Source organism: Mycoplasma collis ATCC 35278 (assembly GCF_000701825.1).
Lineage (GTDB): Bacteria > Bacillota_I > Bacilli_A > Mycoplasmatales > Metamycoplasmataceae > Mesomycoplasma_A > Mesomycoplasma_A collis.
In genome coordinates this window covers 1-7,994 of the sequence record NZ_JNJY01000025.1, presented here as the reverse complement: position 1 = coordinate 7,994, position 7,994 = coordinate 1, and the positions used below count along the sequence as shown (strand labels likewise).

Genomic DNA, 7,994 nt, shown 5'->3' with positions numbered 1-7,994 from the left:
GGAAAAAAGTTATTCATAAAAATTGTTTTAATATCAGAAATAAACATTTGCTTTTGCTTAAAAATTTTTGCTAAATGAAAAATAGAAATTAATATTTGTAAAGATCTTTTAGAAGTTTTTAATTTCATTAATGTTAAAGTATCTATTTTGATAATTTTTTTGTTACTTCAAATAGATATTTTTTTATTTAAAAGTTTTTCTCTATTCATTTATCTCCTTATTTTTTAAGCAAATTAAATTTATTACTTTGCTTGTTAAAATTAAGGTTATAAAAAAAGACAACCACTTAAGGTTGTCCATTAACTTTTGCCCATCACTCTAAATTAAAAGATTCTTTTTTATATTTTAATAAAAAGGAAATAGCTTGTTTTTTTATTCAAAAATTATTTAAAGATCTTGAAATTCTAGCTAGAATTTCAAGAAACAATGAACCTATTTGATAAAAAATAAAATAAAAAGTTTTATCTTCTGAAAAATTAAATAAAATTTTAGAAGCTTCTAATTGGAAAGTAATTGATATAAAACTTAAAATAGAAAAGAAAAAAATATATAACAAAATAATATAAGTTTTAAATGATTTAAAAATTATTATGAACATTTTTTAAGTTTAAGATTTTATTGAATTTATTTTTTTCTTCATTTAAATTGTGTGAAATTTCTATATATATTTTTGATTTTTCCATTAAAAGCTTTCTAATTTTTTTACTTTCTTCGATATCTAAATTATTTAATGCTTCATCTAATATTAAAATTTTATTTTCTTTTTCCATAAGTATTCTAGCCAAATTGATTTTTTGTTTTTGACCTTCACTTAAATTTTCAACATCAGAAAATAAATTTTTGTTCAAATTCATTAAATTTAAAATATCTTTAACTTTTTCTAAATTTGCATTTTTATTGAAAAATGTAATATTGTCCATTAAATTAGCTTTTAATATTGTATTATCAGAATTTAAATAAATTATATTTTTAATAATTACTGATTCATCAATATTTTTAATGTTAAAATTATTTAAAAAAATATTGCCATCATATCTAAAATTTGTATTTTTTGTAAGTATTTTTGCAAAAATAGTTTTACCAGCTCCTGATGCTCCAATTATTGCCAATTTATCTTTTAAATTAATTTCTAAGTTAATATTAGAGAGATTTAAAAATGATAAATTTTCAATTTTTATTTTTTTTAAATCTTCATCATTTTTTAAAAAAGCATTTGTTTTTTCATATTTAAATAAATCATTGTATTTTTTAATTATATCTTTAGATAATTTTAAAGCTGGAATCGTTCTATAGATGTCAACAACGTTTTTCAGTCATGTTGGAATTATAATAAAAAAAAATAAGAAATAAATTAATTGAATAATTTTGAAATTTAAAATAAGTAAAAATTGAAATGATTGACAAAATCATTGCTAAACTTAGCCCTAAAAATAATTGATTTAAAAAATCTAATTTGAAATATTTTTTATAAGATTTAATCATAAATCTATGATTATTATTTAAATTAAAAAATAATTTATTTACTCATCTATCTCTTTGATTTAAATAAAAAAAATCTTTTTGTAATTTTAAAAAATTTTCAATATTATATCTATTATCTTCTTCTAGATTGATTATTTTATAATCATATTGCGTCATTTTTAAAAGTGAAAAATCAAAATAGAAAATTAGCAAAATAGCAATGATTATGCATATCATTCCTAAAATTCAACTAAAATAAAAAAATAGTGATATTATAATGAAAAATTTTATTAAATCTTCTATAAGTAAAAAAATAGGTTCATAAAAAAAGTTAGAAATTAAAATAGGAACTTCATAATTATTATAAAAAAAATTCTTCTTGGTTTTTATTTTCTAATTCATATGGTGATTTATTACTAATATTATTAATTACTTTGGAATTTAAATTTAATAATATTTTATTTAAAATAAAATTGTATTTAATTTTATACAAAAAATTTATAAATACATTTAATGCAATAAATAATATCGAAAGTCCTGCATAAACAAAAATTCATTTTATTTCATTAGGATGCAAAATATTGTTAAAAACTTCAAATAAATTAATAAATGATAAAGTAAAAAATATATTTTTAATTATTGCAATAAAAACTAATAAAAATAATTGTTTTTTGTAAAGAAATAATAATTTTAGAAAATTGTTCATAAACACCTTTTACTTTTTTAATATTTTATAAATTATTTATTGCGTTTTTTATCTTATTTTTTTATATTGAAATTAACAATAAATCTTTTGTATTTTTAAAGTTATTAAGCTTATACAGCATTAATAATTTTAAACTATTTTTAATATTTTTTTACCACGATAATTTTTACTATTTTAAAACTTTGCATAAAAAAACTTAATATAAAAAATGCAACATTTTTTTAATGTTGCATTTTCAAATTTATTATTTTATTATTTAATAATTTCTGTAACTGAACCAGCACCAACAGTTCTTCCACCTTCACGGATAGAGAATTTAGTTCCTTGCTCAACAGCGATAGGAGCAATTAATTCAACAGTTAAGTCTACGTTATCACCTGGCATAACCATTTCTCTACCAGCATCAAACTTAATTCCGCCTGTTACATCAGTTGTTCTAAAGTAAAATTGTGGTTTATAGTTTTGGAAAAATGGTGTGTGACGTCCACCTTCTTCTTTTTTAAGAGCATAAATAGCTGCTTTAAAAATTGTGTGAGGAATAATAGTTTTTGGTTTAGCAATAACTTGTCCTCTTTCAATTTCATCTTTATTAACTCCACGTAATAATACACCAGCATTATCACCAGCCATAGCAGAATCAAGATTTTTTCTAAACATTTCAATTCCTGTTACAACTGTTTTTTTAGGTTGTTCTTTGTAACCAACAATTTCAACTTCTTCGTTTAATTTAATTTGTCCTCTTTCAACTTTACCTGTAGCAACAGTTCCACGTCCTGTAATTGTGAAAACATCTTCAACAGCCATTAAAAATGGTTTGTCCATTTCTCTAACTGGAGCATCAATGTATGTATCAACAGCATTCATTAATTCAATGATTTTTTCTTCTCATTGTGGGTTACCTTCTAAAGCTCCTTTAGCTGAACCTCTAATAATAGGTAAATTATCACCATCATATTCGTATTTTGATAATAAATCTCTAATTTCAAATTCTACTAAGTCAAGCATTTCATCTTCACCTTCAAGCATATCAACTTTGTTTAAGAAAACAACGATTTTTGGAACACCTACTTGTTTTGAAAGTAAGATATGTTCTCTAGTTTGAGGCATAGGACCATCTGTAGCAGCAACTACTAAAATTGCACCATCCATTTGAGCTGCACCTGTAATCATGTTTTTAACATAGTCAGCGTGTCCTGGACAGTCAACGTGTGCATAGTGTCTTTTTTCAGTTTCATATTCAATATGTGCTGTATTTATAGTAATTCCACGTGCTCTTTCTTCAGGAGCAGCGTCGATTGATGCATAATCTTTAGCTTCTGCTAATCCTTTTTTTGATAAAACTGTAGCAATAGCAGCAGTTAAAGTTGTTTTACCGTGGTCAATGTGACCAATTGTACCAATATTTACGTGTTCTTTAGATCTATCAAAATTTAGTTTTGCCATTTTGATTTTCCTTTCATAATATTTATTAATTTTTAATAGATTTAGTTACTTTAAACACTAAGTAAACTAAATAATAATATAAATTTTAAGCGCTTAAAACCTACCTAATAAATTAGTCTTTCAGCTAATTTCCGTCCACTTAAGCATCTTTAAATATAATAAAATTTAACTAATTATAACATTTTTTAACAAAATTTTAATTGTTTTTATTAATTAAGTCTTAATTTTATTTTAAAAATGTAGATACTTAATTTGGAAATTTTTTTATAAATTTGAAAATTGTTTTTTAAAAAAGTTAGTAATTTTTTCATTTTTTTTCATTTAATGATAAACAAATAATTCAAGCTATTGCTTCACTTCTCAGTTTGATATCTTCTATTGTAAATTCTTCTTTATTATCATCTAAAATTTTTAAGCTTGTAAAAGTTTTTTTAATTTTTTCTTCATCAATAATTCATCTTTGATTTTCTGACTTGTTTTGATTATATTGTTCAATTAAATCTTTAATTTCATTAAAAATTTGATTTTTTTCAATTTCACCATTTAAACCATTTAACATTTTTAAAGAACTATTATATGATTTTGCAAATTCATTATATTTAAATCTTTTTTCTTTGAACAATTTATTGCTTATTTTTGAATTATTTTTTTGGGTCAAAAATATTGTATTCCCTATGAAATTTATATACTCTTGTATTTCTTCATTATTTAATTTTTCATCCTTTTTATATAAATTTAAATTTTGAGGAATTATATGTTCGATTGTAATTTTGTTTTTATTTTCTTTAAATGTTACTATTTGTCAGTCGTTTTTTGATAAATATCACTCTACAATGAACAATAATATTGTTTGTTCTTTCCGTTTTAAAGGTTTATAAGCAATTTTATTTCATAATTCTTTTAAGTCAAAATTATTCATTTTATTTTCAGATTTGTCATTTTTTTTAAGTTCTTCTAATATTTTTTTAGGGTTTAAAATAAAATCATTTTTCTTTAAATTATTTAAAACTCTAAACAGTTTTGTTGATAAACTTTGACCTTTATCTTCTAAAAGCAATCTTTTTATTTCATAACTTTGAATTGCTTCTAAACATTCTTTAATTACCTTTTTTGTGCTATCGTTTTTCAAAGAAGTTTTGAAATCATATATCTTTTCTTTTAAAGCTTTTTTTAAAATTGTCGCTATTAAAGGAATATAAACTCTTTTATTTTCGTTTACTATTGTATAAATAAAACAAGAAATAAAGTTAAATCTTTTCTCATTTTCTAAATATTTATCTTTGTTTTTTATTTCAAAAAACAAGTTAATTTCATCACTTATTTTTTGAATACAATCTTTAAAATGTATTTTTTTTCCTTCATTAGAAAAAATAAATTTTTCTTTTATAAAAATTCAAAATTTATCATATAACTTTAAGTTAATATCATCTTCATAATTTGTATCAATCAAATCTAATTCTTCATCTTTAGTATAAGAAAAATTTATGTATCAAAGAAATTCAGTTAATTCTTTTATTTTTGCATCATCATTTAAATTTTGTGAAAATGGAAAAATTATTTTTTCTTCAAATTCTTTTTGGAATTCTTCCTCAGCGGATAAATCATTTATTTCTTCATCATATTCATAAAGCAATTTATTTTTTATTAATTCAAGTGTATTTAAGGGTTTTTGCCTTGTATTAATTTTTTCGAAAAAAGAAAATTCATTAATATTGCTTAAATTTACAAAAGTGAAATATAAATTTTCTAAGAAATTTTTTAAAAATTTTGATGCTTTTTCTTGTGAATCTAAATTATAAACAAATCAGTTGGTAATTATATTAATTGTTTTAAAAATTTTAGATTCTTTATTATTCATTTCTTCTAAACTTAGAAGATTTTGAAAACCATTATAGTCATTTGTACCTTTTATTCTTGTAAAATATTCAGATAAAATAGATTTTGTATCAGTTGCTTCATGTCTTTTTGAGAAAATACGAGTAAATTTAAAATATTCTTTTTTTATTATGTCTGTTATATTTTTTAATCCCATTTTTTCTTCGAAATAAATACAAAATGTTGTAAATATAATAAAAATTGCCGATAATCTTTGTTGCCCATCTATTAAATTTCAATCACTTCCAAAGCTTCTTTTTTTAGATAAAATAAGACTACCAATATAAATATAATTTTTAGTATTTTTTATATCATTCAAAAAAGAAACTAAAATATTTTTAGTTCAACTAAATTTTCTTTGAAAAAGCGGTATATAAATTCTTTTTTCTTTATTTCAATAAATATGGGAAAATAGTTTTTTAACATTAAATAACTCAGTATTTAATTCTTTATTATTTATTTGGTAATCATCTATATTTTCTTTTGAAATCACTGATTTTAATTTGTTTATATTCTCATTTCAATTATCCATTATTTCAATTTGATTTTCAAAATTTTCACTGAAATTTTGTATGTTACATTGTTCTTTTTCTAAATATTTTTTAATTATTTCAAAAAATTCTAAATCCTCTAAAAATAATTTAATGAGTTCTTCGTTTTTAAAATAATTTATATATTCTTCTTTTAAATTTAATTCATTTAAAATTTTTTTTAATTTTTGTTTATTTTTTTCAAAATTTTTAAAAAGTACTAAAGAAAATGCAAGTGAAAAATAAAAGCTTACTTTAGGAGAAAAATATTTTTGATCTTCATTAATTTTTTTATATTCAGTTTTTAAAAAATTTTTTATTTTTTGAAATTTATTTTTTTCTTCATTTTCATTATAATTAAAAATAAATATATTATCTTTATTATAAAATTCTTGTTTTTTATTATCTAAAAGATAGATATTTTCATTTTTTTGAATTCTAAATATTCCCAAAAAACATAAAGACCTTATCTTTTGAGAAAAAGTTGCACCACTATTACTTTCAATAATAACTTTTTTAGTTTCTTTGTCTATCAATGAAAAATTATAAATTTCAAAATTTTTTGAATATGGATTTTTATTTAAAATTCCATCAAAATTATTTAAATATGAAAAAACATTTGTTCCTATTTTTCAAAATTTTTTTTGAACAACTTCTTTTAAAGACATATTTTATTTTCCTCCTGAAATAATGTATCAATTATTTTAATTATTTTTTCAAGTGTTGATACAACAATACTATTACCTGCTTGTTGATATAATTTTGCTATTGAAATTCGATTTTTTATTACTTTATCAAAATCTTTTTCTTCAAACCCCATTGCTAAATATGCTTCTCTAGGAGTTAAAAATCTAAAATTTGCTTTGTTTTCTTTTTTTCTTTTTTTATTATCTAATAATGTATTTTTTGTTTCAATAACTCCACAATTAGGATTTCTATCTTGTCTAGTTGTAAGTGTTCTTATAAAAGTTGAATTTTCGCTAATTTTAGGATTTTCATTATACATTTTTAATCGCGATCCAGTTCTTCTAGGTTGCGCTCTTTCAGCTTCTTCTCGATAAATTTCGTTTTTGTAATCTAATTTTAAAATATCTTGAATTTTTTGATTTTTTAGATTTTTTTTTGGTGGTTTAATATCAAGAATTTCACCGTGATTGTTTACTGTTCCACCGTAATTTAAAATACTTATTGCATAAACTCTAGTTCTTTTTTGGATGGAGCCATAATCAAAAGAATTTAACTTAAAAGTAACAGTGCTATAACCTAAATTTTTGAGTGTTTTTATTCATTCTTGATAATCTGTATGATGATTTTTATTTAAAATTGCAGGGACATTTTCGAGCAGCAAAAAATCAGGAAGCGATTTTTCTTCCCTAAATATTTTTAAAATTCTTTCTATTTCTCAAACTAAACTGGAACGTGAATTAGTTTCTTTTTTCATTCCTAAAGTTTTATTTTTCGAAGCATTAGCTGTAGATAAATCTTGACATGGAAATGAATAAGTTAATAAATTTATTTTTTTATGTTTTTTTAAAAGATTTTGAATTTGTTTTTTATTTATATCTTTTATATTTACTAAATTATTGTGTTTTTTAATTGATTTATATAATTTTTCCTTAATATCAAAAGGATATTTGTCAATTGTTTTTTTTATTGGTTGTTTACCATCTTGAGAATGTACAAAATTTAGCAAAAAATTATCGATTTTTTGCTCTCTCTCTCTCTCTCTCTCTTGTTGCTTTGTTCTTGATTGCTTAAGTTTTCATTAGTAAAAATTGAATCATATGCAATGTTTGCATAAATGTCTCAATCACATGTAGCAACAATTTCAAAATTAAAATTAGGATTCTTTTTTTTATAATTTAAAAGCGCTTTATGTTGCGCGCCTATTCCTGAAAATGTTTCAAAAACTTTTAATGTTTTCATAAATTTACTAACTTTCTAATTTTTTAATTAATTTAATAATATCAAAAAATTAT

At 20.7% G+C, this 7,994-nt stretch carries 9 protein-coding genes; all 9 read right to left on the bottom strand.

Annotation, left to right across the window (positions count from 1 at the left end; all coding sequences use genetic code 4):
* A partial coding sequence (locus T403_RS0103800) for a hypothetical protein (RefSeq protein WP_033161492.1) occupies positions 1-209 on the bottom strand: 209 nt, incomplete at its 3' end.
* 77 nt (positions 210-286) lie between these two features.
* On the bottom strand, positions 287-598 hold the full coding sequence (locus T403_RS0103795; RefSeq protein ID WP_033161491.1) for a hypothetical protein: 312 nt from the start codon (positions 596-598) through the stop codon (positions 287-289).
* Complete coding sequence (locus tag T403_RS0103790) at positions 579-1,139, bottom strand: ATP-binding cassette domain-containing protein (protein WP_276211254.1); 561 nt, start codon at positions 1,137-1,139, stop codon at positions 579-581. The genes T403_RS0103795 and T403_RS0103790 overlap by 20 nt, the downstream gene beginning before the upstream one ends.
* 148 nt (positions 1,140-1,287) lie before the next feature.
* On the bottom strand, positions 1,288-1,698 hold the full coding sequence (locus T403_RS0103780; RefSeq protein WP_156933567.1) for a hypothetical protein: 411 nt from the start codon (positions 1,696-1,698) through the stop codon (positions 1,288-1,290).
* A 124-nt stretch (positions 1,699-1,822) separates the two neighbouring features.
* The gene (locus T403_RS0103775) at positions 1,823-2,167 is read right to left on the bottom strand and encodes a hypothetical protein (RefSeq protein WP_033161487.1); all 345 of its coding nucleotides are present in this window, start codon (positions 2,165-2,167) and stop codon (positions 1,823-1,825) included.
* 252 nt (positions 2,168-2,419) lie between these two features.
* Complete coding sequence (gene tuf, locus T403_RS0103770) at positions 2,420-3,610, bottom strand: elongation factor Tu (RefSeq protein WP_033161486.1); 1,191 nt, start codon at positions 3,608-3,610, stop codon at positions 2,420-2,422.
* A 295-nt stretch (positions 3,611-3,905) separates the two neighbouring features.
* Positions 3,906-6,683, bottom strand: a complete 2,778-nt coding sequence (locus tag T403_RS0103765; RefSeq protein WP_033161485.1) for a GmrSD restriction endonuclease domain-containing protein — start codon at positions 6,681-6,683, stop codon at positions 3,906-3,908.
* On the bottom strand, positions 6,674-7,708 hold the full coding sequence (dcm, locus tag T403_RS0103760; protein ID WP_240532071.1) for a DNA (cytosine-5-)-methyltransferase: 1,035 nt from the start codon (positions 7,706-7,708) through the stop codon (positions 6,674-6,676). The genes T403_RS0103765 and dcm overlap by 10 nt, the downstream gene beginning before the upstream one ends.
* Entirely contained in the window at positions 7,702-7,941 is a 240-nt protein-coding gene (locus T403_RS0103755; protein WP_033161484.1) for a hypothetical protein, read from the bottom strand. Before T403_RS0103755 ends, dcm begins: the two co-directional genes overlap by 7 nt.
* Positions 7,942-7,994: the final 53 nt, after the last annotated feature.